This window comes from Microbacterium sp. NPDC089698 (assembly GCF_044749045.1).
GTDB lineage: Bacteria > Actinomycetota > Actinomycetes > Actinomycetales > Microbacteriaceae > Microbacterium.
This window is the reverse complement of the sequence record NZ_JBIVHE010000001.1, coordinates 1,010,750-1,037,051: the sequence shown is the minus strand read 5'-3', so window position 1 is coordinate 1,037,051 and position 26,302 is coordinate 1,010,750. Positions and strand designations below refer to the sequence as shown.

At 72.4% G+C, this 26,302-nt stretch carries 20 protein-coding genes; 7 read left to right on the top strand and 13 right to left on the bottom strand.

Annotated features, from left to right (window positions below):
* Window positions 1-13: 13 nt before the first annotated feature.
* Complete coding sequence (locus tag ACIPY5_RS04915; RefSeq protein ID WP_309357152.1) at window positions 14-862, bottom strand: RDD family protein; 849 nt, start codon at window positions 860-862, stop codon at window positions 14-16.
* A gap of 16 nt (window positions 863-878) precedes the next feature.
* On the opposite strand from ACIPY5_RS04915, the gene ACIPY5_RS04910 reads away from it, so the two are divergent.
* On the top strand, window positions 879-1,871 hold the full coding sequence (locus ACIPY5_RS04910; RefSeq protein ID WP_400967369.1) for a stage II sporulation protein M: 993 nt from the start codon (window positions 879-881) through the stop codon (window positions 1,869-1,871).
* A gap of 34 nt (window positions 1,872-1,905) precedes the next feature.
* On the opposite strand, the gene ACIPY5_RS04905 is transcribed toward ACIPY5_RS04910, so the two are convergent.
* The 8 genes from ACIPY5_RS04905 to ACIPY5_RS04870 all read right to left on the bottom strand — a co-directional run bounded on the left by ACIPY5_RS04905 (window position 1,906) and on the right by ACIPY5_RS04870 (window position 11,451).
* Entirely contained in the window at window positions 1,906-2,682 is a 777-nt protein-coding gene (locus ACIPY5_RS04905) for an aquaporin (RefSeq protein WP_309357154.1), read from the bottom strand.
* 139 nt (window positions 2,683-2,821) lie between these two features.
* Window positions 2,822-5,035, bottom strand: a complete 2,214-nt coding sequence (gene katG / locus ACIPY5_RS04900; RefSeq protein ID WP_400967365.1) for a catalase/peroxidase HPI — start codon at window positions 5,033-5,035, stop codon at window positions 2,822-2,824.
* 93 nt (window positions 5,036-5,128) lie between these two features.
* Window positions 5,129-5,548: a Fur family transcriptional regulator gene (locus tag ACIPY5_RS04895; RefSeq protein WP_400967361.1), complete on the bottom strand. Its 420-nt coding sequence runs from the start codon at window positions 5,546-5,548 to the stop codon at window positions 5,129-5,131.
* A gap of 173 nt (window positions 5,549-5,721) precedes the next feature.
* On the bottom strand, window positions 5,722-7,032 hold the full coding sequence (locus ACIPY5_RS04890) for a DUF58 domain-containing protein (RefSeq protein ID WP_400967358.1): 1,311 nt from the start codon (window positions 7,030-7,032) through the stop codon (window positions 5,722-5,724).
* Window positions 7,033-7,956, bottom strand: a complete 924-nt coding sequence (locus tag ACIPY5_RS04885; protein WP_309357174.1) for a MoxR family ATPase — start codon at window positions 7,954-7,956, stop codon at window positions 7,033-7,035.
* A 134-nt stretch (window positions 7,957-8,090) separates the two neighbouring features.
* Window positions 8,091-9,341: a DUF4350 domain-containing protein gene (locus ACIPY5_RS04880; protein WP_400967355.1), complete on the bottom strand. Its 1,251-nt coding sequence runs from the start codon at window positions 9,339-9,341 to the stop codon at window positions 8,091-8,093.
* Complete coding sequence (locus ACIPY5_RS04875) at window positions 9,338-10,039, bottom strand: DUF4129 domain-containing protein (RefSeq protein WP_400967352.1); 702 nt, start codon at window positions 10,037-10,039, stop codon at window positions 9,338-9,340. The genes ACIPY5_RS04880 and ACIPY5_RS04875 overlap by 4 nt, the downstream gene beginning before the upstream one ends.
* A complete protein-coding gene (locus ACIPY5_RS04870) occupies window positions 10,036-11,451 on the bottom strand; it encodes a glycerophosphoryl diester phosphodiesterase membrane domain-containing protein (RefSeq protein ID WP_400967350.1) in 1,416 nt (471 codons plus the stop codon). Before ACIPY5_RS04870 ends, ACIPY5_RS04875 begins: the two co-directional genes overlap by 4 nt.
* 201 nt (window positions 11,452-11,652) lie before the next feature.
* On the opposite strand from ACIPY5_RS04870, the gene mtrA reads away from it, so the two are divergent.
* The 5 genes from mtrA to hpf all read left to right on the top strand — a co-directional run bounded on the left by mtrA (window position 11,653) and on the right by hpf (window position 17,430).
* The gene (mtrA, locus tag ACIPY5_RS04865; protein WP_045270195.1) at window positions 11,653-12,333 is read left to right on the top strand and encodes an MtrAB system response regulator MtrA; all 681 of its coding nucleotides are present in this window, start codon (window positions 11,653-11,655) and stop codon (window positions 12,331-12,333) included.
* A 69-nt stretch (window positions 12,334-12,402) separates the two neighbouring features.
* Window positions 12,403-14,076: an MtrAB system histidine kinase MtrB gene (mtrB, locus tag ACIPY5_RS04860; RefSeq protein WP_400967345.1), complete on the top strand. Its 1,674-nt coding sequence runs from the start codon at window positions 12,403-12,405 to the stop codon at window positions 14,074-14,076.
* Window positions 14,073-15,806: an LpqB family beta-propeller domain-containing protein gene (locus ACIPY5_RS04855; RefSeq protein ID WP_400967342.1), complete on the top strand. Its 1,734-nt coding sequence runs from the start codon at window positions 14,073-14,075 to the stop codon at window positions 15,804-15,806. Before mtrB ends, ACIPY5_RS04855 begins: the two co-directional genes overlap by 4 nt.
* A 99-nt stretch (window positions 15,807-15,905) precedes the next feature.
* Window positions 15,906-16,598, top strand: a complete 693-nt coding sequence (locus ACIPY5_RS04850) for a ComF family protein (RefSeq protein WP_400967339.1) — start codon at window positions 15,906-15,908, stop codon at window positions 16,596-16,598.
* 178 nt (window positions 16,599-16,776) lie between these two features.
* Window positions 16,777-17,430 (top strand): ribosome hibernation-promoting factor, HPF/YfiA family, encoded by a 654-nt coding sequence (hpf, locus tag ACIPY5_RS04845; RefSeq protein WP_400967336.1) that lies wholly within the window; start codon window positions 16,777-16,779, stop codon window positions 17,428-17,430.
* 154 nt (window positions 17,431-17,584) lie between these two features.
* On the opposite strand, the gene ACIPY5_RS04840 is transcribed toward hpf, so the two are convergent.
* The 4 genes from ACIPY5_RS04840 to ACIPY5_RS04825 all read right to left on the bottom strand — a co-directional run bounded on the left by ACIPY5_RS04840 (window position 17,585) and on the right by ACIPY5_RS04825 (window position 23,240).
* Entirely contained in the window at window positions 17,585-18,928 is a 1,344-nt protein-coding gene (locus ACIPY5_RS04840) for a hypothetical protein (RefSeq protein ID WP_400967333.1), read from the bottom strand.
* Between the two features lie 102 nt (window positions 18,929-19,030).
* Complete coding sequence (locus ACIPY5_RS04835; protein WP_400967330.1) at window positions 19,031-21,904, bottom strand: FtsX-like permease family protein; 2,874 nt, start codon at window positions 21,902-21,904, stop codon at window positions 19,031-19,033.
* Window positions 21,901-22,617, bottom strand: coding sequence for an ABC transporter ATP-binding protein (locus ACIPY5_RS04830; protein WP_400967327.1), 717 nt, complete (start codon window positions 22,615-22,617; stop codon window positions 21,901-21,903). Before ACIPY5_RS04830 ends, ACIPY5_RS04835 begins: the two co-directional genes overlap by 4 nt.
* On the bottom strand, window positions 22,614-23,240 hold the full coding sequence (locus ACIPY5_RS04825) for a PadR family transcriptional regulator (RefSeq protein WP_400967324.1): 627 nt from the start codon (window positions 23,238-23,240) through the stop codon (window positions 22,614-22,616). Before ACIPY5_RS04825 ends, ACIPY5_RS04830 begins: the two co-directional genes overlap by 4 nt.
* Before the next feature lie 220 nt (window positions 23,241-23,460).
* Between ACIPY5_RS04825 and secA the strand changes: the two genes are divergently transcribed.
* Window positions 23,461-26,262, top strand: coding sequence for a preprotein translocase subunit SecA (gene secA, locus ACIPY5_RS04820; protein ID WP_400967321.1), 2,802 nt, complete (start codon window positions 23,461-23,463; stop codon window positions 26,260-26,262).
* Window positions 26,263-26,302 lie beyond the last annotated feature (40 nt).

The window sequence follows — 26,302 nt, the reverse complement described above, 5'->3', positions numbered from 1 at the left end:
CCGGCAGGCCTGATCACACGCCGACGTCGACGCCGCTGAGGCGCTGCACGCGGGCGTCGGCGAGGGCCAGCGCCCTCCGCTCCCGCTCGCGGCGCAGCACCGTCGCCGCGACGAGCACGGCCTCCGGGGGAGCGGCGGGCACCGGCGAGATGTAGGCGGACGCCTCGGTCAGCAGGTCGTGCGCGATCCGCGCCCTGGCGGCCGGCAGCAGCTGCGGCGTGCTGTCCAGGAATTGCGAGATCCGCCGCGCGAGCCGGTCGGGCATGCGCGCGACGTCGGCGATCACCGCCCACGACTCGAGCCCCGGCGGCATCACGAGCACCCGTGCGACCAGGCGCGGTGTGCGCACCTTCTGGCTGTACGTGCCCGCCACGAGGTCGCCCAGGCGCTGCGAGCGCGCGGTGAAGGCCGCGGTGAGGAAGGCCACCGCGCCGAACGTCAGATAGGTCTCGAACACGCCGATCAGGGCGCGGATGAGGGCGTGCCGGAAGCCGGCCGCGCCGCCGTCGATCCGCACGATCCTTCCGCCCACCGCGAGCTTGCCCAGACTGCGGCCGTGGGTGATGGTCTCGATCGTGCAGGGCACGATCAGGAACGCGGTGACCAGGGCCAGCACGGAGAGGATCCCGTCCAGCGCTGGATCGCCGAAAGCGCCCAGCATCCAGTAGCGCACGGCGATGTACGCGACGAAGACCGCGATGCTCAGGACGGCGTCGATCAGCGCGCCGAGCGTGCGGAAGAAGAGGCCGACCGGCTGGACCTCGATCGCGACCGCCTCGCCGGACAGCACCTCGTCGTCGCCGTCGAGGGCCGCGTACGAGTGAGCGGCGCCGACGGCGTTCGAGGCGCTGGCATCCGACATGGGTACAGTAAAACACGTGGATGCCGACGCGCTCGCCGATGCCAGGAACCGTGAGTGGGCGCGCCTGGACGAGCTCAGCCGGCAGCCGCTCGACGGCGCAGGGGTGGACGAGCTCATCACGCGCTACCGCGCGGCCTCGGCGGACCTCGCCGACCTGCGCAGCTCGGTGGGCTCCTCGCCGCAGAGCGCGCACGTCTCCACGATCCTCGCCAGGGCGCGACTGCGGCTGACGGGGCAGGGCGACAACGTCCTCCGGCAGATCGCGCGCTTCTTCGCCCTGCAGCTTCCCGCCGCGCTGTACCGACTGCGCTGGACCACCCTCGTGATCGCGCTCGCGAGCCTCGCCGTGATCGCGGGGGTCGCGATCTGGATCGCCTCGGATCCGGCTCTCGTCGCCGCGCTCGGATCCAAGGCCGACCTGCAGTACTACACCGAGCACGCCTTCACCGACTACTACACCGAGAATCCCGCGGCCGAGTTCGCGGGACTGGTGTGGTCGAAGAACGCCTGGATCGCGGCGCAGTGCGTGCTGCTCGGGGTGACCGGCATCTGGCCCGTCATGGTCCTCCTGCAGAACGCGGTGAACGTCGGTCTCGCGGTCGGCGTCATGTTCGCCTTCGGACGCGGCGACGTCGTGGTGCTCTACCTGCTGCCGCACGGCATGCTCGAGCTCACCTGCATCTTCGTCGCGGCGGCGGCGGGACTGCACATCTTCTGGGCCTGGCTCGTGCCGGGGGAGCGCACCCGCGGCGAGGCGCTCGCGTCGGCAGGGAGATCGCTCGGCACCGTCGCCATCGGGCTCGTCTTCGCGCTCGGGCTCTCCGGCATGGTCGAGGGGTTCGTGACCGGCTGGGGTCTGCCGTGGCCCGTGAAGATCGGGATCGGCGCGCTGGCGCTCGCGGTCTTCCTCGCCTACATGCTGATCGTGGGCCGCCGCGCGCAGCGCAGGGGCGAGAGCGGAGACCTCACCGAGTTCGAGGCCGGGACGCCGACGCTCGTGGCCGGCTGAGGAGCGCCCCCGCGCCGGCGAGCCTCTCTCGCGGTCAGTCCTTCGCGGCGGGGTTCGGCTGGTCGAACAGCGCGCGGTACGTGAACCCGGCGATCAGCGCGCCGAGGACGGGGAAGATCAGGAACACCCACAGCTGTGCCAGAGGGGCGATCCCTCCATAGATCGCCGTGGCCAGCGAGCGCGCGGGGTTCAGCGACGCGTTGTCGATCGGCAGGGTCGCCAGCACGCCGAGCGTCAGGGTCAGCCCGATCGCGACGCCCGCGAAGGGCGTGCCGCGCGTCGGATGCGTGACGCCGAGGATCACGAAGAGGAACAGCGCCGTGAACACGACCTCGGCGATGATCGCCGCCCACACCCCGAAGCCGCCGGGGGAGAGCGCGCCCCAGCCGTTGCTGGCGAAGCCCGCGTCCTGCGCCCGGGGCAGCCAGCCGTCCGGGCCGAAGGTGCCGATCAGGGTCAGGACCGTCGATGCGACGACGCCGCCGACGCACTGCGCGACGATGTACGGGCCGGCATCGCGCCATGCGATCCGTCCCGCGGCGGCGGCGCCGAGCGTGACGGCGGGGTTGAAATGCCCGCCCGAGATCGGCCCGAAGGCGTACACGCCGACGAGCACCGACAGGCCGACGGCGAGCGCCACGGCGAGGTAGACCGAGCCCTGCGCGCCCGGATCGGTGAAGTGGCTGGACGCGAACAGGGCGGTGCCCATCGCGGCCGCCACGAGCAGGAACGTGCCGAGGCCCTCCGCGACCAGGCGCGGAGCGAGCGTGGCGGCCGGAGCGGCCGGTGCGTCGACGGGGGAGGAGGACATGGGTCTCCTTGCTCTCTGGCGCCGGGGGAGGTCGGGCGCCGCGGTCCGTCAGCGACATTACCGGCGAAGGCGCATCCGGTGCCGCAACGCCGACGGCCCGCCCCGGGATCGGGGCGGGCCGTCGGTCGGTCGGATCCGCTCAGCGCACGTCGTAGCGGTCGAGCTCGGCGACCTTGACCCAGGCCTTCACGAAGTCGTCTACGAACTTCTCCGTGGCATCGTCGCTCGCGTATACCTCGGCCAGTGCCCGCAGCTCGGAGTTCGAGCCGAACACGAGGTCCGCACGCGTGCCGACCCAGGTCTTCTCACCCGTCGCGTCGTCCGTGGCCTGGAAGGCGTGGGATCCGGGATCCAGCGGCTTCCAGGTCGTGTTCAGGTCGAGCACGTTCACGAAGAAGTCGTTCGTGAGGGCGCCGGGGGTGCGCGTGAACGCGCCGTAGGCGGATCCGTCCCAGTTCGCGCCGAGCACGCGGAGGCCTCCGACGAGCACCGTCATCTCGGGGGCGGACAGCGTCAGCAGCCCCGCCCGGTCGACGAGCAGCACCTCGGCGGGGATGGCCCTGGCGACGTCGCTGACGTAGTTGCGGAAGCCGTCGGCCTGCGGGTTGAGGTAGCGGAACGAGTCGACGTCCGTCTGCTCCTGCGTCGCGTCGGTGCGTCCCGGCGTGAACGGGATCTCGACGGCGCGCCCGGCGGCGGCCGCGGCCTGCGTCACGCCGACGTTGCCGGCCAGCACGACGAGGTCGGCGAACGACACCTGCGCGCCGCCCTGCGCGTTGAACGCCTCCTGCACGCCCTCCAGTGCCGCGATCACCCGCGCGAGCTCGGCCGGGCGGTTGACCTCCCAGCTGCGCTGCGGCTCGAGCCGGATGCGGCCGCCGTTCGCGCCGCCGCGCTTGTCGCTGCCGCGGAACGAGGCCGCCGCGGCCCATGCGGTCGACACGAGGTCGGACACGCTGAGGCCCGTCGCGGCGATGCGCTGCTCCAGGTCGGCGATCTCCGCGGCGCCGATCGGAGCACCCTCCGGCGCGGGCACCGGATCCTGCCAGAGCAGGTCCTCCGCGGGCACCTCGGCGCCGAGGTAGCGGGCCTTGGGGCCGAGGTCGCGGTGGGTCAGCTTGAACCACGCGCGGCTGTACGCGTCGGTGAACGCGGCCTGGTCGTCCTTGAAGCGGAGCGAGATCTCCCGGTAGATCGGGTCCTCCCGCAGCGCCAGGTCGGTCGTGAGCATGCGCGGCTCCCGGCGGCCCTCGCCCTGCGCCTCCGGCACCATGTCGAGGCCGGCGCCGTCGGTCGGCTTCCAGTGCTTTCCGCCGCCGGGGCCCGTGGTGAGCTCCCAGTCGTAGGCGAAGAGGATGTGGAAGAACTCGTTGTCCCAGCGGGTGGGGTGATAGGTCCAGGTGACCTCGAGGCCGGATCCGATCGTGTCGATGCCGTGTCCGGTGCCATGGCTGCTCTTCCAGCCCAGGCCCATCTGCTCCATGGGTGCGCCCTCGGGCGACTCGCCGACATTGCCGGCCTCGGGCGCGGCGCCGTGCGTCTTTCCGAACGTGTGGCCGCCGGCGATGAGCGCGACCGTCTCCTCGTCGTTCATCGCCATCCGGCCGAAGGTCTCCCGGATGTCCTTCGCGGCGAGCACCGGATCCGGGTTGCCCTCCGGCCCCTCGGGATTGACGTAGATGAGGCCCATCATGGTCGCCGCGAGCGGCTTCTCGAGCGAGCGCTCGCCCTGCGCGTCCGTGCCGATGCGGGCGCTGGAGTCGAGCCAGACCTTCTCCGAGCCCCAGTACACATCCTCGTCGGGCTCCCACACATCGGGGCGCCCGCCCGCGAAGCCGAACGTGGGCATGCCCATCTGCTCGTGTGCGACGTTCCCGGCGAGGATCATCAGGTCGCCCCAGCTCAGCGCCTTGCCGTAGGTCTTCTTCACGGGCCAGAGCAGGCGGCGCGCCTTGTCCAGGCCCACGTTGTCGGGCCAGCTGTTCAGCGGGGCGAAGCGCTGCTGGCCGGTGCCGCCGCCGCCTCGTCCGTCGAACACGCGGTAGGTGCCCGCGGAATGCCAGGCCATGCGGATCATGAGCGGGCCGTAGTTGCCGAAGTCGGCGGGCCACCACGGCTGCGACTCGGTGAGCAGGGCGGCGATGTCGCGCTTGACGGCGTCGAGGTCGAGCGCCTCGAATGCGGCGCGGTAGTCGAAGTCCTCGCCGTGCGGGTCGCCCACGGCGGGGTTCTTCGCGAGCTGGCGCAGGTTCAGACGCTCCGGCCACCAGTCGGTGTTGCCGGTGCGGCCGCCCGCGGGGCGCGGGGCAGACGTGCTGCCGGCGTGGTCGATCGGGCAGGTGTTCTCAGACAAGGCTGATCCTTTCCTCTTCTTTTGGTCGGTCGATGGCACGCCGATCACCGCTCCGAGGCGGTGGTCCCCGGGCGGGTGCGGCGCGAGTCTCGGTCAGGCGGCCGGAAGCACCTCGTCGCACGCACGGCAGACCGCGCGGTAGGTGACGGAGGCCTCGAGCAGCCTCATGCCGTGATCCTCGGCCGGATGCAGGCAGGGCGAGGCGCCGACGGCGCAGGAGACGACCTCCAGGCGGCCGCAGCGCACGCACTGCATGTGGTGGTGGTTGTCGCCGGGTTCGACCTCGAAGAGGGCGCGGTCGGCGTCGGGCAGGCTCACCCGCCGGATGATGCCGGTCGTGGCGAGGTCTCCGAGGATCGCGTGCACGGTGGGCAGGGCGATCCCGGCGCCGTCGACGGCGGCGTGGATCCGGTCCGCGGAGCTGTGCGGGGCGAGCGCGAGGGCCTGCAGCACGGCGATCCGCTGCACGGTGACGCGCAGTCCCGCCCCGCGGAGGATCGCCGACGTGTCCATGACTCCAGGGTAGCTTTTCCTGAATGATTCAGGAAAACCCGGTCCCCGCTGGCGTGTCCCACCCGCCCTTTGACCGCGAGACTCCAACTCCGCGACGAGACTGCAGTGCGCGAGCGCAGTCTCGTCGCGGAGTTGGAGTCTCGCGGAAGTAGGGGTGAGGCGGGGCGGGGCGGTCAGAGGCGACCGGCGGCCTTGAGAGCAAGGTAGCGGTCCGCGATGCGGGGAGGGAGGTCGTCCGGATCCGCGGCGAGAGGCTCGCCGCCCGCTCGCCGGATCGCGTCGGCGACGCGTGCGGCATCCGCGAGGGTGCGCTCGGCCGCCGCGGCGAGGTAGACGTCCTCGCGGGAGTCGCGCGCGCGGGCCAGGGCGTCGATCGAGACGTCGGTCGCGGATCCGACCAGGATCGTCGTCGCGCGCGAGGCGTTCGGGAAGGCGCCGAGGAAAGAGCGCGCGCTCTCCACCGCATCCTGCGCGGTCAGCACGACGATGAGCGACGGTCGTGTGGTGAGGGAGCGGATCGCGGCGAACGCGGCGCCCCAGTCCGTGTCGACGAGGCGGGCGTGCACGGGGGCCATGGCATCCGAGAGCGCAGGCAGCAGGGCGGGCCCGTCCACGCCGCTCACCCTGCCGCGCACCGCACGGTCGAACAGCAGCAGGTGCACGTGGTCGCCGGCGCGCTGGGCGAGCGCCGAAAGCAGCAGCGCGGACTCGTAGGCCGCGTCGAGCCGCGTGCCGTCGCCCACGCGCGCCGCGGCCGTACGGCCCGTGTCGACCAGGATCACGACTTGCCGGTCCCGCTCCGGGCGCCAGGTGCGCAGCATGGTAGTGCCGGCGCGGGCGGTGGCGCGCCAGTCGATCGAGCGCACGTCGTCGCCGCGCACGTACTCGCGCAGCGAATCGAACTCGGTGCCCTGCCCTCGCACCTGGACGCTGGTGTTGCCGTCGAGCTCGCGCAGCCGAGCCAGGCGCGACGGCAGGTGCCGCCGGGAGGTGAACGGCGGCAGGATCCGGATCGCCCCGCGCACCCGGTGGCGTCCCTGGCGTCCCGCGAGCCCCAGCGGGCCCCGGGAGCGGATCGCGACGAACTCGCTCGCCAGCTCGCCCCTGCGGCGCGGCAGCAGCATGATCGGGACGCGCCGGCGCTCGCCCGCGGGCAGGTCGAGTGCGGCCCTGCCCCGCTCCGCGGCCCCGGCCGTCGGCTGCCAGGCGTCGCGGAGCTGCCCGCGCAGCCGGCGCTCGCCGAGGTTCTGCACGAGCACGGTCGTGGCGACCGGCTCGTGCTGCCGTGCGCGGTTCGGCACCTCACGCGTCACCCGGAGCGTGCCGAGCGGGGCCGCCACCAGCACGTCGACGCCGACGAGCAGCGCGCACAGCGCGAGCCAGCCGAGCAGCACGAACCACGGCGGCACCCCGAGGGCGTCGAGCAGCACGAGCGGCACGACGCCGAGCGCGGCGACGATGACGAGGCGACCGGTGAGGAACATTCAGATCGGCACCCTGGTCTGCTGCACCACGCTGGTGAGCACGGCGTCGGCGGAGACGCCCTCCATCTCGGCGTCGGGGCGCAGCTGCAGGCGGTGCCGCCAGACCGGGATGAGCATGGTCTGCACGTGGTCGGGGGTGACGGCGCTCGATCCGTTCAGCCACGCCCACGCCTTCGCGGCGGCCAGCAGCGCGGTCGAGGCGCGGGGGCTCGCGCCCAGCTGCACGGAGGGCGACTGCCGGGTGGCCCTGGCGAGGTCGACCACGTAGCCGAGCACGTCATCCGTGACCTGCACGCGCCCGGCGGCGCGCTGCGCGGCGAGGATCTCCTCGGCGCTCACCACAGGGCGCAGATCCGTGAGCTCGCGCGGCGAGAAGCCGTCCGCGTGCCGGCGCAGCACCGAGACCTCGGCGTCCCGCTCCGGCATGCCGACGACGAGCTTCATCAGGAAGCGGTCCAGCTGCGCCTCCGGAAGCGAGTACGTCCCCTCGTGCTCGATCGGGTTCTGCGTCGCCGCGACGAGGAACGGATCCGGCAGCGGCAGGCTCGCCCCGTCGGAGGAGACCTGGCGCTCCTCCATGGCCTCGAGCAGCGCCGCCTGCGTCTTCGGCGGGGTGCGGTTGATCTCGTCGGCGAGCAGGATGTTCGTGAACACCGGGCCGCGGCGGAATTCGAACTCGCCGGTGCGCGCGTCGTAGACGAGGGATCCGGTGACGTCGCCCGGCATCAGGTCGGGGGTGAACTGCACGCGCTTGGTGTCGAGTCCCAGCGCGCGGGAGAAGGATCGCACGACGAGGGTCTTGGCGACGCCGGGCACGCCCTCGAGCAGCACGTGCCCTCGGGCGAGCAGCGCCACGAGCAGTCCGGTGACGGTGCCGGCCTGGCCGACCACGGCCTTGTCCACCTCGGCGCGCACGCGCTGCATGGCCTGGCGGAGGGCGGCATCGTCGGATCCGGAGTCCGCCGCGGGGGAGGGGTGCGCGGCCGCAGGAGGTGCGGGCGGCGCCGGAGGGTATCCGAGCGGGGCGGATCCTGCGGGGTCGGTGCCGGGACGGTCTGTCACGGGGTGCTCCTTTCGATGCGGACGGCGTGCTCGACGGCGGTCTCCAGCTCGGCGAGACGGCGGGCGTAGGGGACGAGTTCGGCGTCGCTGCCGGGCAGCGGGCCGGTGAGGAGGGCGCGGGGGCCCGCCCGATCCACGCGGATCCGGTCGGAGGCCGCGTCGGCGACCGCGCCGGCGTCCGCCCTGGCGGCGAGCCCAAGGCGCGCGGCGAGACGGGAGATCGTGCCCGTGCGCAGCGCGTCCGCCGCGTGTGCGGCGTCGGCGGCCTTCGCCGTGAGGCGTGCTCGGCCGAGCATGGTCTCGGAGGCGCGCACCGTGACCGGCAGCGTCTCGGCCACGAGCGGCCCGAAGCGCCGTCCGCGCCATGCCGCGGCGATGAGGGCGGTGATCATGCCGAGGGCGATCACGGGCGTCACCCATCCGGGGGTGAGGTCGGCCAGGCTCTTCGGTACGTCGATGTCGGTGCGGTCCGAGTCCTCGAACGAGGGCACGTACCAGACGACGTGGGGCTGCGCGCCGAGGAGCGCGAGCCCGAGCGCCGCATCGCCATTCTGGGCGAGGTGCTCGTTCGTGAACAGCGCCGCGCCGTCGACGACGGCCCGGCCGGCGCCGTTCTGTTCCGCGATCAGCACGGCCGCGCCGTCGGTCGCGTCGCCGAAGCAGGTGGTCACGCCCTGATCCGGGAGGAAGAGCTGTCCCGGTGCGATGGTTCCGACGTGCGCGAAGGCGGGGACGTCGCAGTCGGCCTTCGCGCTCGCGGGTGAAGACGCCGGCCCGTACGTGCCGAGCTGCAGCATCCGGAGCATCCGCGCGCTCGGAGAGATCAGCACGATGTCGTGCGCCGCGTCGGTGAGCTCGGTGACCGCCGCGTCGCTGAGCGGGTAGGGATCGCTCATCACCAGCGTCGTGTTCGCGTCGAGCCGGCCGGCGGCATCGGCGCGGGAGCGCACCACGTCGACGCTCACGCCCTGCTGCCGGAGGATCTCCGCGAGCGCCTGCATGCCGCCGGGGCCCGGGCGTTCCGGATCGAGCGCGTCGCGCTGCGCGGGCGAGGGGGTCGTGAGCAGCAGACCGGCGGCCGCGACGACCAGCACGAGGACGGAGACGAGCACCCAGCCGAGTGCACGGCGCAGCCGGCGCGGCGCGCGTACGAGCGTCCCGGCGCCACGAGCGTCGGAAGCGGGGAAGTCGGTTCCGTCGCCGCCGGCCGCGGTCTGGGGCGCGGACGGGGGAGCGGCGGCGCTCATGCGGACACCGCCTCGGGCAGCGCCAGCGGGCGCAGGGCGCCCAGGCGGTCGTCGGTCTCCGCGAGGGCGCGGTACCGGGCGGCCGAGCCGGGGTGCCCCAGGTAGCGCACATCGTCGAAGGCCACCGCGGCGGCGTGCAACGCCTCTCCCTCGGCGGGGAACGGCGCCGCCGCCTCGCGGGCGATCGTCTGCGCGGTCGCGCCGGGAGCCGGGGCGATGAGGTCGCGTTCGATGAGCGACCGGGCGATGGCGCGATAGCGCAGCACGATCGCCTCGGTCCAGTCGCCCTCGCGCGCGGCGCGGTCGGCATCCGCGCGCAGCTGCGCGGCGGTGCGATCGTCTGCCGAGCCGAGCAGGACGGTCCCCGTCCGGCCGGTCCGCGACCGGCGCGGACGTCCCCAGATCAGCAGCACGGCGATGAGCGCGGCGACGAGCAGGGCGCCGATCACGATCGCGGCCCAGGGGCCGAGGTCCACGGCGTGCTGCCGGGTGAACAGGGCGACGAGCCAGTCGATCACGGCGCGCGCCCACTGGTCGATGAGGGTGGGCTTCGCCTCCTGATACGCGGACTTGGACAGCTCCTGCTCCGCGAGACGGCGAGCACTGTCGCCGTCGGGGATCAGCGGGGTCGCGGAGAGTCTCGCGCCGAGCGCCGCAGGGAGGGCGATCAGCGCGACGCGGAGGGCGCCGCCGATCATGGCCGATCGGATCCCGGCGCGGTCCACCCCTCGTCCGGCGCCGGTGCGACCCCAGGGCTCTGCGGCGCCGGTGGGATCGGGGCGGGCGGCGCGGGGGGCGTCGCCGGAGCGGCGGAACCCGGCGGCGGCGCGGCCGGAGCGGGGGCGGGCGGCGCGGCCGGATACGCCGGAGGAGCGGCCGGATAGGCGGGCGGCGCGACCGGGTAGCCCGCGGGCATGGTCGAGTAGCCCTGGGGTGCAGGCGCCCCGGCATAGCCTTGCGGTGCGGGATGACCCGGAACAGGGCCGGGCGGCACCGGGTACGGCACGACGGTCGGGGCGGGGCGGAAGCCGGCGCGCACGGCCCTGGCGGGATCCACCCGGAACGGGTCGGTCCCGTCGTCGTAGCCGGCCGCACGGCGCTCCATGGCCGCCATCAGATCCTGATCCAGGCCCTCGTACCGCATCCGGCAGTCGATGAAGACCAGCGCACCGGCCGTGGCCTGCACCACGGAGCTGATCGACTGCAGCACGACGACGAGGACCTGGGTGATCACGAGGCCCACGACCATGCTCACGCTGAGGGAGAGCTCGGTGCTGCCCGTGGGGTTGAGCACGGGGCCGAAGAGCGAGGTGATCAGGCCGCCGATCCCGCTGATCGCCTGCGTTCCGACGTACATGATCGCGCCGATGAGGAACACGATCCCGAAGGCGAACCAGAACCGCCCGCGGGTGAGCCGCCAGGAGCGGACGATCGCCGCGCGCACTCCGGCGCCCTCGAGCACCAGGAGCGAGGGCACGAGCATGAGCTTGGTGCCGATCCAGACCGAGAGCACCACGAGCCCGGCCACTCCGGCCAGCATCGCGATGATCGCGAAGGCGATGCCGGGGCCGTCGAAGCCCGTCGGCACGGCGATCGCGACGAACGGCACGCCGATGATGAGCACGGCGGCGACCACGCCCGCGGCGCCGTAGAGCAGCGTGTAGCCGATGAGGCGCCAGACCGCCGGCCGCACGCGTCGCCAGAGGACGCCGAGCGTCGCGCTCTCGCGCAGCACCGCCGCACGCACGTCCGCGGCGACGATGCCCTGCACGATCGCGGTGAAGGCGACGGAGAACAGGCCCATGAGCAGGCCGGCGAGGCCGATGAACGCCATCGAGCCGAGGTAGAGGGTGAGCCATTCGTCGCTGCCGGGGCGCACGGTGCTGAGCCGGCTCAGCGTCGCGAAGGACACGGCGCCGATGACCGCGAGCATCACGACCATCACGATCAGCTGCACGACGACAGCGAAGCCGAAGAGCACCTTGGGGTTGTGCCGCAGGGCCGCGAACGACTTCCCGAGGATCGTGCCGAACCCGAGCGGGCGCAACGGGATCAGTCCGGGTTTGGGCGCGGGGGTCCAGCCCTGCGCATTCACACTGTGCTGGCTCACGAGTCCTCCGGTTCGCGTGTGCGTCCATCGTGTCATACCGCCGCGACGCTCGGATCGGCGACGCGACGGCGCGGGTGCGGCGCCCTTCGGCCGACTTCCACGGGTCGTGAAGTACGCTGGACCGACGTGGGGGCGCTCATGCGCGCCCACGTCCCGCAAGAGATCCGAACACCGCGAGATCCGAAAGACGACTGCCCGCCCATGACCTCACGCATCCTCGTGGTCGATGACGACACGGCCCTGGCCGAGATGATCGGCATCGTGCTGCGCACGGAGGGCTTCGAGCCCGTGTTCTGCGCGGACGGCGCGAAGGCCGTGGACGAGTGGCGTGCGCAGCGCCCCGATCTCGTCCTGCTGGATCTCATGCTCCCGGGCATGGACGGCATCGAGATCTGCACCCGGATCCGCGCCGAGTCGGGCGTTCCGGTGATCATGCTCACCGCCCGCAGCGACACCGCCGACGTGGTCCGCGGCCTCGAGGTCGGCGCCGACGACTACATGGTCAAGCCCTTCAACCCGAAGGAGCTCGTGGCCCGCATCCGCACCCGGCTGCGTCCCACCCCGCAGTCGACCAGCGAGGTGCTGCGCATCGGGGACCTGACGATCGACGTCGACGCGCACGAGGTGCGGCGCGGAAGCGCCCCGATCGCGCTCACGCCGCTCGAGTTCCAGCTTCTCGTCGCCCTGGCCTCCAAGCCGCAGCAGGTCTTCTCCCGCGAGATGCTGCTCGAGCAGGTCTGGGGCTACCACTACAAGGCTGACACCCGGCTCGTGAACGTGCACGTGCAGCGCCTGCGCGCCAAGGTCGAGGTCGACCCGGACAACCCGCGCATCGTCACGACCGTGCGCGGCGTCGGATACCGCGCGGGGAGCGTGGTCTGACCCGCGTGCGGGTCGCGCCGACGCCTCCGCCGAGAAGAAGCGGCCCCTGCCGATGCTGAAAGTCCGCCGATGACGAACACCGTGGCGCTCGCCAACGCGGCAGTGCGCGGAATGCGCGGCGGCGGGCGCCGCACGGCGCAGCTGTGGCGGCAGTCGCTGCGGTTCCGCACGATGGTGATCGCCCTCGCCCTGACCAGCATCGCGGTGCTGGTGACCTGCGTGGCGATGGCGCTCGCGGTGCAGAACAACCTCTGGGCGTCGCGGAAGGACCAGGCGCTCAAGGACGCGATGCGCGCGGCGAACTCCGCGCAGTCGCTGCTGTACTCGGCCGACACCCAGGGCAACCGCACCGCGCTGACCAGCCTCATGCGCGACGTCAGCGTGCAGGTGCAGTCGGTCTCGGCATCCCCGCTGTACGGCGTGATCTCGCTCGGCTCGCAGGCCGGCGTCGGATTCACCCAGACCGGCTTCAGCCAGGAGCTCGTCTCGGATCAACTGACGCAGCGCGTCACGAAGGACGCCACCAAGCAGTGGTGGCAGCCGGTCGCGCTGCGCGATGCCGATGGCGCCGTCCACGCCGGGATCCTGGTCGGCCAGCAGCTCAATGTGCCGGATGCGGGCGCGTACGCGCTGTACATCGCATACGACCTCGCCGACACCGAGCAGACCCTCGTGCTCGTGCAGTCGAGCCTATGGATCGCGGGGATCGTGCTCGTCGCCCTGATCGGCGTGATCGCCTGGTTCTCGCTGCGCACCGTGGTGCAGCCGATCACCGAGGCCGCGGAGTCCAGCGCCCGTTTCGCCGGCGGAGACTTCGACGTGCGCCTGCCCGTGCGCGGGCAGGACGAGCTGGCGATTCTCGGCCGGTCCTTCAACGCGATGGCGGACAGCATCGAGGCGCAGATCAAGGAGCTCGGCGAGCTCTCGCTCGTGCAGCAGCGCTTCGTCTCGGACGTCTCGCATGAGTTGCGCACGCCGCTCACGACCATCCGGCTGGCCGCCGAGATGATCAACGACCGTCGCGACGAGTTCGATCCGACGACCGCGCGCACCGCGGAGCTGCTGCAGACGCAGGTGCACCGCTTCGACACCCTGCTCGCGGACCTGCTGGAGATCAGCCGCTACGACGCCGGATCCGTGCAGCTGGAGACCGAGGCGGTGAGCCTCGCGCACCTCGCGGAGGACATGGTCGACGAGATGCGCCCGCTCGCCGAGACGCATGACACGGAGCTGCGCTTCGTGGCCCCCGGCGGGCACACGCCGGTGGATCTCGATCCGCGCCGGGTGCGCCGCATCCTGCGCAATCTCGTCGGGAACGCGATCGAGCACGGCGAAGGGCATCCCATCGTCATCACGGTCGACAGCAGCCAGAACGCGGTCGCCGTCGGCGTGCGGGATCGGGGCATGGGCATGACCCCGGAGGACGCGGAGCGCGTGTTCGACCGGTTCTGGCGGGCCGACCCTTCGCGCAAGCGCACGATCGGCGGCACCGGGCTCGGGTTGTCGATCGCCCTGGGAGACGCACGACTGCACCGGGGCACCCTGACGGTGTGGTCGCAGCCGGGGGAGGGCACCAACTTCGTGCTGACCCTTCCGCGCGGATCCCGCCCGCTCGACGGGGCGTCGCCCGTGCCCCTGGAGCCGGTCGAGGCGATCGCCGAGATCGGCGTCACGACGGCGCCGATCGTCCAGCCGAGCGATGCACGGCCGGTGCCCCCGGCGGACCCGCAGGAGGAGTCATGAGAATCGGACGGATCCTGCGCGGTGCGGCGATCGCGCTCGCCCTCCTCGGGCTGACGGCCTGCGCGTCGCTGCCGGTCACGGGGGACGTGCGCCCGGGCCTCGCCGCGCAGCAGAGCGACGGCGGCTCGGATCTCGCCTTCGTGCCGCAGGGCCCCTCGAACGGCATGGATCCCAAGGACATCGTCCGCGGCTTCATCGATGCGGCCTCGAGCCCCAAGGACAGCTGGGGCATCGCGCGGCAGTTCCTCACCTCCGACGAAGCGCAGAAGTGGAAGCCCGACCTGGGGGTCACGATCGACACCGGACCCGCCGAGCGCCGCTTCGACGTGCCGGAGGTCCCGAAGGAGGCCACCTCGACCAGCGTGCACCTCGCGCTGCAGCAGACCGGTGCGGTCGACGAGACGGGCGCCTACTCCGGAGCCCCCGTGAACCGCGCGGCGGAGCTGATGTTCACGCTCGCCAAGAACAAGGACGGCCAGTGGCGCATCTCGGCGGCGCCGGACGGCATCGTGCTGGACGCGGACTCGTTCGCCGCCGTCGACGTCTTCGCCCCCTACGTGCTGCAGTACTTCGACCCGACCTGGACCTACCTGGTGCCCGATGTGCGCTGGTTCCCGAAACGGGAGAACACCGTCAGCCGGATCGTGCAGTCCCTCGTCAGCGGCAAGCCCAGTCCCTGGCTGACCGGGGCCGTGCGCACCGCCTTCACGGGGGACGTCGCACTCGGCCGCAATGCGGTCACACTCGACTCCCAGGTCGCCGAGGTCGCGCTCAACGACGTCGGGGGCAGCTCCGATCCGGTCACGCTCGAGCGCATGCGCACCCAGCTCGAGCGCAGCCTGAGCGGCGTCGGAGTGCTGCAGGTCAGGCTCACGTCCTCGGGGCGCGATCTGAACGCGGGATCCTTCCCGGTCGCCCCGACCACGGTCGACCCGCGCCCGCTCGTGCTCACGGACAAGGGATTCGGCTATCTGGCCGGGGGCGAGCTCGCCCCGATCGCCGGCGTCTCGGTGCCCTTGGCGACCTTCCCCGAGCCGATCGCCGCGATCCGCGCGGCGAGCGGTGCGCAGCGCGTGGCCGTGCAGGGGGCGAGCGGCGTCGTCTACGCGGTCAGCGACGGCAGGATCGACGAGATCGACGGGCGTCCGGGGCTCATCCCGCCGGCCCTGGATCCGTTCGGATACATCTGGACCGTGCCCCGCACCTCGCCCTCGTCGATCCTCGCCTGGTCGAATTCCAGCTCGGGCTCGGCTTCCGCGTCGCGCTCGATCCCCGGCCCCTCCGACGCGGGGCAGATCACGGCGATGGCGGTGAGCAGGGACGGCGCCAGGCTCGCCATGGCGGTGAGCGCGAACGGTCAGGTCCGCATCGAGGTCGTCTCGATCACGCGCGACGACCGTGGCGCGCCCACGGCGATCGGCTCGGCGGATCCGAACGTGATCGCCTGGCCCGCTGCGGCGCTCGATCTCGCCTGGCTGGACGACACGACCGTGGGCGTGCTCGCGACCGACGGGTCGTCCCCTCTGCTGCGCCAGCAGCAGGTCGGCGGACCGGGGAAGAGCGTCGACGTGCCGGAGGCGACCCAGGCGATCGCGCCGGCCTCGCCGACCACCGCCGTGCAGCTGTTCGGCAACGGCGTGCTGTGGGTGCGCAGCGGGCCGGCCCCCACACAGGTCAGCACGAACGTCAAGGTGCTCGCCGTGCAGCTCGGCGGGCAGCCCGGCGGCTGAGTCGACGCGATCGTCCTGCACGGCCCCGTGCCGGGGCGGATGTGCACTGATCGCGGAAGGCTCCGCCGGACGGTGCGCCGCGGCGCGCATACTCGCGGGATGCCTCAGAAGACACCGCCCCCAGCCACGGGCGCGCCGGTCGCTCCGCGGTCCGCCGCGCGCCGCCTCGTCCGGGAGATCGCCGACTTCGTCTTCGCCTCGGTGTGCGCCGGGTGCGGAGCCGCGGGGACGGCGTTGTGTGCTTCCTGCGAGGCCGAGCTCGCGCCGCGCGTGCTGCGTCCCCGGTCCGACGTCGTTCCGCTGCGCGCGGGCCTCGCCTTCGACGGCGTCGCAGCGTCCGTGCTGCGCGCGGTCAAGGAGGACGGGCAGACCTCGCTCATCCGGACCCTGCGGCCGGCGCTCGCCGCGGCCGTGGACGACCTGTGCGCGGGGGCGTCCGCGCCCCGCCGCATCGACGTCGTGGTGCCGGTGCCCACCACGCGAGCGGCCTTCCGGCGGCGGGGATATCGCGTGCCGGAGATCCTCGCCCGCGGCACCGGCATCCCGCTCCTGCGCGCGCTGTCCTCTGCGCGCCGGGTGCGCGATCAGCGCGGACTCGGCGCGCGCGAGCGCCGGATCAACCTCGCCGGCGGTCTCATCGCGTCCCGCGCCGGAGGGGGAGCGTCGGCGCTGATCGTCGACGACGTGATCACGACCGGCGCGACCTGCGCGGAGGCGGCCAGGGCGCTCGGAGCGGCGGGCTTCACGGTCGTCGGCGCGGTGGCCGTCGCCGCCACCCTGCGACGCGGGTGAGCGGTCAGGGGCCGGGCGCGGAGGACCCGCGCACGGGGCCTGAGGAGGCTCGTAGCGGATCCGCACGACACGCAGATGAATTGTGGATGACATGTCGGGGTCGGGCGACTACGGTGGGGACTCACAAAGGCGACCACGGTCCGCCCTTGGCCGGGCGGACCGGAACAAGGAGGTCAGGATGGAAACGAACATCGTCGGTGTCGGAGTCGGCATCAGCGATCGATTCCGAGCGGTGGTCGAGGAGAAGACCGCGCGGATCGCGACTATCGCGACGAAGGCTCAGAGCCTGGACGTGAAGGTCACTCATCGTTCCTATCGCGGCGGTCATGTGGAGGACGAGACCGTCGAACTCACTCTCATCGGCAGGGGCCCGCTGGTCCGCGCGGAGGCTCGCGACGCGGACAAGTTCGTGGCGCTGGACCTCGCCGTCGACAAGCTCATCGAGCAGGTGCGGCGCGCCAAGGAGCGCCGCATCGACGGCCGGCACCATCCGCGCGGCGCGCGGTTCGAGAAGGGCACCGGCGAGCTCGCGGGCATCGACGTGCACCCCGTCTCCGCGGACACGCTGCATGCGGTGTCCACCGGCGCGATCCCGACGCTCGAGGTCGAGGAGGAGTACTCCCCGGTTGTCATCCGCACCAAGAACTTCGATGCGGAGTGGATGACCGTCGAAGAGGCCGTCGATCGCATGGAGCTGGTCGGGCACGACTTCTTCCTCTTCGTGGACGCGCGCAGTGACCACCCGAGCGTGGTCTACCGCCGCAAGGGCTGGGACTACGGCGTGATCTCGCTCACCACCCAGGCGGCCCCCGCCGAGGAGCTCGTCGGCTGACGCGCTCCGGACAGACGAGGCTGCGCCCCGGTCCCGGAGGACCGGGGCGCAGCACTGTCCGCGGCGACCTCCGCAGAACTGAGTCGTCCCTGCGAGCGCACGCCATAGGGTGCGCTCACAGGGACGACTCGAAGATAAGTGGGGCCGAAGACGGTTAGTCGAAGATGTCGCCCAGGAGGCCGCCGATGACGAGGCCGCCGAGCACGCCGGTCACGACGTCTCCGCCGCCGGAGCCGCGGCCGCCGCCGCCCCAGCCGTTCCCGCCGCCCCAGCCGTTCCCTCCGCCGCCGCCCCAGCCCTGGTCGGGGCGGGACCGGTCGATGTCGTGCTGGGCGAGCTGGAGGGCCTCCGCGGCGAGCTGGGCGACGCGACGCGCGGTGCTGAGCGCCTGCTCGCGGGTCTCCTCTGCGGGGAGCATCCCCGGCACGTCCACGCGGAGCCGCTCGGCCTCGGCGAGGCGGGTGCGGGCGTCGGCGCCGATCCAGCCGCGGTGGCCCTCGATAAGGCCTCGGGCGACGCCGAGCTGCCGGTCCGCGTCGTCCAGCGCATGCTGCACGGTGTCGATCGTGGGCAGCGGGTGCTCCGCGCGATAGCGCGCGGCAGCGATCGCGGCGTCCAGAGCGGTGTTGGCCGCACGCAGACGGGTGAGCTCGCCGAACGGGTCGCTGCGGCTCCCGGCGGGTGCGAGGGCGTTCAGCGCGCGCTGCAGCTCGCTGGCCGCGGCGGCGACGGCCGGGGCATCGGGCGCCATCGGCAGGGCGGCCAGATCGCCGCGCGAGTCGGCGACGACCTCCGCAAGCGTGGACTCGGCCCGCAGCGCCTCGATCTCGAAGTCGTCCACGGCGTCGAGGAGCGCGGACGCCCGGCGCGTGGCCTCGGTCGCCGTCTCGAGCGCGAGCACGGCCTCCTGGTTGCGGCCGGCGTCGCGGCGACGCTCGAACACGTCGGCGCCGTGGTTCGCGAACACCACGAGCTGGGCGGCCTCCTCAGCGCTCTTCGCCACGCGCTGCATCGCCGTGTCGGAGTAGCGCGTGGCGAGACGCTCCACGGACGCCTGCGCCTGCGGAACCCTGCCCTCCAGCGCGGCGGCGTCCGCGCGCACCTTGGCGACGACCTGCGGCGCATTGCGCACCCGGGCGACGGCGTCGGCGATCGCGGCGGACTTCTCGTCGATCAGGTCCTCGGCCCACTGGCACAGCTGCACGATGCGGGCGTTGCGGGTGCGGAGCTCCTCGGGGGTGTCCGGGATCTCGTCGTGGTTCAACTGATGCAGCTGGAACGCCTCGCCCATGTGCGAGCGCACCGCTTCCAGCGCGGAGTGGAAGTCCGCGGTCATCTCGTCGCCGAGTTCGGCCGTGGCGAAGGCGAGCTCATCGGAGGAGGTGCGGATCCGCTCGTCGGCGGCGACGATCGCCTGCTCGGCGCGCCGCGCGAGATCCGCGTCCTGCGCCTGCAGCTCTTCCTGTTCACGTTTGCGTCTGCCCCAGAATCCGGCCATGCGCCGATCCTATGGTCCCGGACCGTGCGCGGGCTGTGGATCCGCTACGCCCTGGGCGATCAGAATGCCGGCAGCCCGCGCGCACGGGCCGCCGGCGAGTCGTCAGGCGATCGCCGCGCGGTGCGTCAGTTCCGGCGCGCGCGGCGGCACGAGCCAGGCGAGCGCCGCGACGAGCAGGGGAAGCCCCACCGCGAGGACGAGCAGCCAGAGCAGCGGCAGATCTGCGGGCGAGACGCTCCGCGGATCGGCGATCGCCATGCTCCACGCCGGCACCAGTCCGCTCGCGACCCCCAGGAGCGCGCCGAGCCCCGTGATGATGATCGCCTGCCAGCCGTTGACGTTGCGGCGTACGATGCGGTTCCCGCCGACGGCGGCCAGCGTCGCGTCGTCCGGTCGCCGTTCGAAACGGCTCAGCCCGAGGCTGATCGCGGCGGCGCCGGCGACGATCCCGCCGGCGACGCCCGCGACCAGTGCGAGCCATGGCGTCGCGGGGGCCGGTCCCTTCTCCTGCATCACGGACATGCTGGAGCCGCGCCCGCTCATGCCGTCGGCGTCGGCCGTGAGTCGGTCCATCGTCGCCGTGTCCGGCGGGGTGTCGTAGACGCCGATCAGCGAGGCGGCGACGGTGGGAATGCCCAGCCGGGCCGCGGTGGCCGGGGTGATCACGGCGTCGAATCGGGAGTGCGCCATCGGCACTCCGACGAGCGGGAGCTCCTCCGAGGACGTGGGCTTCTCCCCGCCGGTGGCGGCGCCGCCGAACGTGCCGGCGGGGTAGGCGTCGATGCGCGCCGTGCGCGGGACGGTGGCGACGGTGTCAGGAATCGGGGTGAGCAGGGCTCCGGAGCGGAGGGCGCTCAGCTGCTCCTCGCCGAGCCGGTCGCCGTACATCGCGTTCGCCGCCTCGGGCTCCGCGATGACGAGCATCCCGGTGCCGCCGGGCGCGCACCTCGCGCAGTCCGGCACGGAGGCCCGGTACTCCTGCAGATCCGTGGGTTCAGGCAGTCCTGTCGCCGGGTCGTAGGGCGGCGACGACGGCGAGGAGATCGTGAACACCGCCTCCGGATCCGTGCCGGCCAGCAGCGTCCGCGCGTCCTGCTCGATCTGCGCGCGGCGGGCGTCGTCGCCGCCGAACGATACGGTGACGGATCCGAGCGGACCGGTCCACATGTACTGCCGGGCACCCGACGCGGACGTCATGGCGAGGGCGGAGAGGACGAAGGTCGCGATGAACACGCTCGCGGTGATCGCGGTGAACGCCGGCACGGTGCGCGCGGGGTTGGCCGCGGAGTCGCGGGCGGCGAGGCGCGGTGCGAGTCCGATCGGCGAGAGGATCCGGGCGACGCCGCGCAGAAGAGTATGCCCGGTCAGGATGATCCCGATCTGGATGAGGATCGGGCCGCCGATCATCATCCAGAGCGACACCGCGCGGAGCACCCCCTGCAGGACCTCCGTGCTCGCCGCCTCGTCCGCGGGGACGTAGACCGCGAAGGTCCTCGGGGCGGCGAACACGGCGGCGATCACGCCGCCCGCGAGACTGATCGCGATTCCTGAGGCGAGGAGGACGACGCCGAAGACCGGGAACCTCCTGCGCAGCACGGCGGGCCTCCGCGCTCCGCGGAGCGCCGCGAGCGTGTCGCCGCGGGTCGCACTGCGGGCGGGGGCGAGCGCGGAGAGCGTTCCGACGAGGGCCGCGAACACGACGATCGCGATCGCGGCGTCCCACGGGATCCGGAATCCGAAGCTCGACCAGAAGAGCCCCTGCACGCCGGGATCCAGCACGCGCAGGGCGACCGCCACGGCGGCGCCGCCGAGCACGGCGCCGGCGAACCCGCCGACGAGGCCGAGCGAGAGCCCCTGCAGCACGACGACCCGGAACAGGTCCCCTCGTGCGGCGCCCACGCTCGCCGCGACCGCGAGGGCGCGCTGCTGGCGCCGGGTCGCGACCGCGAACGCGGCACCGGCGAGCAGGGTCACCAGGAAACCGCTGGCGACCGCGAAGACCGCGCCGGCCGCGTACGAGGCCCAGCGCGCCTGCGGCGAGCGGGCGTCGTTCGCGGTGAGGGCTCCGGCCGGAGGATCCAGCACGACGTCCCGCGCGTACACGCCGTAGCCGTCGCGGTTGAACGCGGCGAAGTCCTCGAAGCGCGGCTGCCAGTCCGTGATGTACCAGGAGCGCGTCCCCGGACCGGCGGCCTCCGCGGGGATCGCGCCGAGGGGCGCGTACAGGGTGGTCTCGTCGTACCGCTGCGCGTCGACCTCCTGCAGCGCGCCTGTGATGGTGAGCGTCGTCCCGGTGTCGGGCAGCGTCACCCGGTCACCGACGGCGATCCCCAGCCTGGTCAGCAGCGCGGGGGCGGCCATCGCCTCGTGCGTGCTCGACGGCGCGGAGCCCGACGCGATCCGGAAGGCGCCGGAGAGCGCCGGATCCCAGGTGCTCCCGCTCATCACGGCGAAGTTCGCCCTCCCGTTGGGCGTGGCGAGCCGGACCGTGCCCTGCTCGACGGGGATCACGTGCGCGCTCGAGGGCACGCGAGCGCTGATCTCGGTGGGTGGCGGATCCAGTGGACGAGGCCCGGCGCCCGACGTCACAACCCCCTCGGACTGCGACATGGACGGCTCGTCGATCGCCTGCCGGTAGCCCTCCGGAAGCGGCGAGATCGGCTCGAGCAGCGACTGCGCGTGCCCGAGCCGCAGGGTCACCGCCTCTTCCGCGGTCGCGGTCCGGCTCTCCAGGAACACGGCCGCGCCGAAGAGCCCCGCCACGGGGAGCGCCACGAGCAGCGCCACCAGGATGGACGAGGCCTTCGTCCGCAGTACCTGGCGCCGGGCCAGGCGCAGGTCGGCCCTCAGGCGAGGCCAGAAGCGCCGTGGGCCGAGCGCCGCGGCGTCGCTTCGGCGCGGTCCGGGGCGCCTGGGGCGCGCCGCCTTGGCGCGCCGGGTCGACGGGCCGCGCCGGGTCGCGCGCGTCCCGCTCACGGCACCACCAGCAGATCGGCGGCGTCGTCGCGCCGGGTCTGGTCGATGATCCGCCCGTCGCGGAGGAAGACGATCCGGTCCGCCCAGGCCGCGTGCCGCGCCTCGTGCGTGACCAGGATCCCGGCCGCTCCGCCGTCGATGCGCTCGCGCAGCACGCGGAGCACGGCCTCCCCGGTCACCGAGTCCAGGGCGCCCGTGGGCTCATCGGCGAGGATCAGCCGTCGTCCGCCTACGATCGCGCGGGCGATCGCGACGCGCTGCTGCTGACCGCCGGAGAGGTCGTCGGGGTAGGAGGAGGCCTTGACGTCGAGACCCACCGCGGCGAGCGCGTCGTGGGCGGCTCGCCGTGCGGCCCTGCCCGAGATCCCGTCCAGCTCGAGCGGGAGGGTGACGTTCTCCATCGCGGTGAGCGTGGGGATGAGGTTGTAGTCCTGGAAGACGAATCCCAGGGAGCGGCGCCGGAGGGCGGCGACCTCCCTCGGGGACGCGGAGCTGAGGTAGGTGTCCTCGACGATCACCTCGCCCGCGGTCGGCGTCTGCAGTCCGCCGGCGATCGCGAGCAGCGTCGACTTGCCGGATCCGGAGGCCCCCATGACGGCGACCAGCTCGCCGGAGGACACCGTGAGATCCACGCCGGAGAGCGCGCTGACCGAGGTGGCGCCCTGCCCGTACTGCTGCGACACGCCGATGAGCTGCAGCACCGGGGCGGTCATGCGTCCGCGCTCCCGGAGGCCGCATGGGCGCTGAGGGATCGGGCGGAGGGCCTCCCGCGCTTCGGGTGCTCGGTGGAGAGCTCGAGCTCCAATGCATGCCGCGGGTGCTGCGCGAGGCGCTGCTCGGTGTGATCGAGCCAGCGCACCTCCGCCTCCGCCTGGAAGATCATGCTGTCGATCACGAGCGTCCAGGCCAGTTCCTGCGGGCTGTCCGGCTGGGCGCCGGCGTACTTCGTGCGCTGCAGCTCCTGCAGCTGCGCCAGGGAGGCCCTGCGCTGCGACTGGATGACGGCCGTCACGTCGACGCCGGGCAGGGTCGCGGCGACCGCGAGCTTGATGGCGAGCTCGTCGCGGGTGCCCGTGCCGCGCTCGACGGGGGAGGAGAGCCACCCGGCGACCTCGACGGATCCGGCCGGCGTGATCGCCCAGTACACGTGTCCCTGCTCGTCGGCCTCGCCGCGCTCGACGAGACCGTCGCGCTCCAGGCGCTCGAGGGTGTTGTAGATCTGGCCGACGTTGAGCGGCCAGGTCGAGCCGGTGCGGCGATCGAACTCGGCGCGCAGCTGGTACCCGTAGCAGGGACCCTGGTCGAGGATGGCGAGGAGGCTCTGGCGAACGGACATCGGTATTTCCTTTCCCGGAATCTGTTTCCGAGTATATGCATACCCGGAAACATCTGTCTGTCTCCGTCGCGGGGTGTGTCGTCGCCTGCAACGCCGTGGGCCGGCTCGGATCCGATCCACGGGCCGGGTGCAGGGGATCGACAGGTCACGGCCCGGTAACATGGGTCCGTATGCCGTGCGCGCGTCGCGCGCGGGTCAGACCCATAGGGAGATGGAATCCGTGGCGAATCCTCTTGAGAAGCTGCTGCGCGCGGGTGAGGGACGGATCCTGCGCCGCCTGAACGGCGTCGTCAAGGCCGTGAACGCGCTCGAGGACGACTTCGCGAAGCTCAGCGACGAGGACCTCCGCAACGAGACCGTCGAGCTGCGCGCGCGGTTCGAGAAGGGCGAGACCCTCGACCAGTTGATGCCGGAGGCGTTCGCCGCCGTCCGCGAGGCCGCGAAGCGCACCCTGGGCATGCGCGCGTACGACGTGCAGATCATGGGCGGCGCGGCCCTGCACGAGGGGAACATCGCCGAGATGAAGACCGGTGAGGGCAAGACCCTCGTCGCGACCTTCCCGTCCTACCTCAACGCGATCGCCGGACAGGGCGTGCACGTCATCACCGTGAACGACTTCCTCGCGACCTACCAGTCCGAGCTCATGGGCCGCGTCTACCGCGCCCTCGGCATGACCACCGGCGTGATCGTCTCGGGGCAGACGCCCGAGGTGCGCCGTGAGCAGTACAACGCCGACATCACCTACGGCACGAACAACGAGTTCGGCTTCGACTACCTGCGCGACAACATGGCGTGGCGCAAGGAGGATCTCGTCCAGCGCGGGCACTTCTTCGCGATCGTCGACGAGGTCGACTCGATCCTCATCGACGAGGCGCGCACGCCGCTGATCATCTCCGGCCCGTCGTCGGGCGAGGCGAACCGCTGGTTCGCCGAGTTCGCGAAGATCGCCCGCACGCTCGAGGCGGGCGAGGACTACGAGGTCGACGAGAAGAAGCGCACCGTCGGCGTGCTCGAGCCCGGCATCGAGAAGGTCGAGGACTACCTCGGCATCGACAACCTGTACGAGTCGGCGAACACCCCGCTGATCTCGTTCCTGAACAACTCGATCAAGGCGCTCGCGCTGTTCAAGCGCGACACCGACTACGTCGTGATGAACGACGAGGTCATGATCGTCGACGAGCACACCGGGCGCATCCTGGTCGGGCGCCGCTACAACGAGGGCATCCACCAGGCGATCGAGGCCAAGGAGGCCGTTCCGGTCAAGGCCGAGAACCAGACCCTCGCCACCGTCACGCTGCAGAACTACTTCCGCCTGTACGACAAGCTCGCCGGCATGACCGGAACGGCCGATACCGAGGCCGCGGAGTTCATGTCCACGTACAAGCTCGGCGTCGTGCCGATCCCGACCAACCGGCCGATGATCCGCCAGGACAAGGCCGACCTCGTCTACAAGAACGAGACGGCCAAGTTCGCGCAGGTTGTCGAGGACATCGCGGTGCGCCACGAGAACGGGCAGCCGGTGCTGGTCGGCACCGTCAGCGTCGAGAAGAGCGAGTATCTCTCCCGGCTGCTGAGCAAGAAGGGCATCAAGCACGAGGTCCTGAACGCCAAGAACCACGCCCGCGAGGCCGAGATCGTCGCCCGCGCCGGGCGCCTGGGCGCGGTCACCGTGGCCACCAACATGGCCGGTCGCGGCACCGACATCATGCTCGGCGGCAACGCCGAATTCCTCGCCGTGCAGGACCTCAAGGCCAAGGGCCTGGATCCGGTGGAGACGCCGGACGAGTACGAGGCCGCGTGGGATGAGACCTATGAGGCGATGAAGGAGAAGGTCGCGACCGAGGGCGCCAAGGTCGTCGACGCCGGCGGCCTCTACGTGCTCGGCACCGAGCGCCACGAGTCGCGCCGCATCGACAACCAGCTGCGCGGTCGTTCTGGTCGTCAGGGCGACCCCGGCGAGAGCCGGTTCTACCTGAGCCTCACCGACGACCTCATGCGGCTCTTCCAGCAGGGCGCCGCCGAGGCGATCCTCGCCCGCACGAACTTCCCCGAGGACATGCCGATCGAGTCCGGCCTCGTGACCCGCGCGATCCGCAGCGCGCAGAGCCAGGTCGAGGCGCGCAACGCCGAGATGCGCAAGAACGTCCTCAAGTACGACGACGTCCTCAACCGTCAGCGCGAGGCGATCTACACGGACCGCCGCCACATCCTGGAGGGCGACGACATCGCCGACCGGGTGAAGCACTTCGTGGAGGACGCGATCGGCGCCGTCGTCGACGACCACACCGCAGAGGGACACACCGAGAGCTGGGACTTCGACAGCCTGTGGACCGAGCTCAAGACGCTCTACCCGGTCGACGTCACGATCGACGAGGTGGTCGCCGAGGCCGGCGGACGCAAGGGCGGGATCACGGCGGAGGGCCTCAAGCGCGAGCTCGTCTCGGACGCGATGGTCGCCTACGAGACGCGCGAGACGTCGCTCGGAGACGCCGCGACCCGCGAGCTGGAGCGCCGCGTGGTGCTGCAGGTGCTGGACCGTCGCTGGCGCGACCACCTCTACGAGATGGACTACCTCAAGGACGGCATCGGCCTGCGCGCGATGGCGCAGCGCGACCCGCTGGTCGAATACCAGCGCGAGGGCTACTCCATGTTCCAGGCCATGATGGGCCAGATCAAGGAGGAGTCGGTCGGCTACCTCTACAACCTCGAGGTCGAGGTGCGTCAGGCCGGCGACGAGGGCATCACCGAGGTCGAGGCCAAGGGGCTCGCCGAGTCGGCGGGCGATCAGCGCCTCGAGTACTCCGCACCCAACGACGCGGGCGACGTCGAGGTCCGCAACGACCGCGGCCAGGTGCAGCAGGCGGCGACGGATCGCCTCCGTCAGGCCGCTGCGCGCGCCCAGTCCGAGAGCGAGGAGCCGGCCGCGCCCGCCGCGCGCGGCGCCTTCGGGCAGCGCGTCGAGGGCGACCACGCGGCTCCGGCGAACCGCGCGGAGCGTCGCGCCCAGGGCAAGAAGAAGTAGCTCCCGCCTCACGGGACACGACAGGAGGCCGGCGCCCGTC

Excerpts from the sequence above, each read along its gene's own strand:
- ACIPY5_RS04885 (WP_309357174.1), bottom strand. The coding sequence starts at position 7,956 with ATGCAGCGCGTGCGCGCCGAGGTGGACAAGGCCGTGGTCGGCCAGGCC.
- ACIPY5_RS04825 (WP_400967324.1), bottom strand. The coding sequence starts at position 23,240 with ATGTCCGTTCGCCAGAGCCTCCTCGCCATCCTCGACCAGGGTCCCTGC.
- ACIPY5_RS04895 (WP_400967361.1), bottom strand. The coding sequence starts at position 5,548 with ATGGACACGTCGGCGATCCTCCGCGGGGCGGGACTGCGCGTCACCGTG.
- hpf (WP_400967336.1), top strand. The coding sequence starts at position 16,777 with ATGGAAACGAACATCGTCGGTGTCGGAGTCGGCATCAGCGATCGATTC.
- mtrB (WP_400967345.1), top strand. The coding sequence starts at position 12,403 with ATGACGAACACCGTGGCGCTCGCCAACGCGGCAGTGCGCGGAATGCGC.
- ACIPY5_RS04855 (WP_400967342.1), top strand. The coding sequence starts at position 14,073 with ATGAGAATCGGACGGATCCTGCGCGGTGCGGCGATCGCGCTCGCCCTC.
- ACIPY5_RS04880 (WP_400967355.1), bottom strand. The coding sequence starts at position 9,341 with ATGAGCGCCGCCGCTCCCCCGTCCGCGCCCCAGACCGCGGCCGGCGGC.
- ACIPY5_RS04905 (WP_309357154.1), bottom strand. The coding sequence starts at position 2,682 with ATGTCCTCCTCCCCCGTCGACGCACCGGCCGCTCCGGCCGCCACGCTC.
- ACIPY5_RS04830 (WP_400967327.1), bottom strand. The coding sequence starts at position 22,617 with ATGACCGCCCCGGTGCTGCAGCTCATCGGCGTGTCGCAGCAGTACGGG.
- ACIPY5_RS04840 (WP_400967333.1), bottom strand. The coding sequence starts at position 18,928 with ATGGCCGGATTCTGGGGCAGACGCAAACGTGAACAGGAAGAGCTGCAG.
- ACIPY5_RS04850 (WP_400967339.1), top strand. The coding sequence starts at position 15,906 with ATGCCTCAGAAGACACCGCCCCCAGCCACGGGCGCGCCGGTCGCTCCG.
- ACIPY5_RS04875 (WP_400967352.1), bottom strand. The coding sequence starts at position 10,039 with ATGATCGGCGGCGCCCTCCGCGTCGCGCTGATCGCCCTCCCTGCGGCG.
- ACIPY5_RS04890 (WP_400967358.1), bottom strand. The coding sequence starts at position 7,032 with ATGTTCCTCACCGGTCGCCTCGTCATCGTCGCCGCGCTCGGCGTCGTG.
- ACIPY5_RS04915 (WP_309357152.1), bottom strand. The coding sequence starts at position 862 with ATGTCGGATGCCAGCGCCTCGAACGCCGTCGGCGCCGCTCACTCGTAC.
- mtrA (WP_045270195.1), top strand. The coding sequence starts at position 11,653 with ATGACCTCACGCATCCTCGTGGTCGATGACGACACGGCCCTGGCCGAG.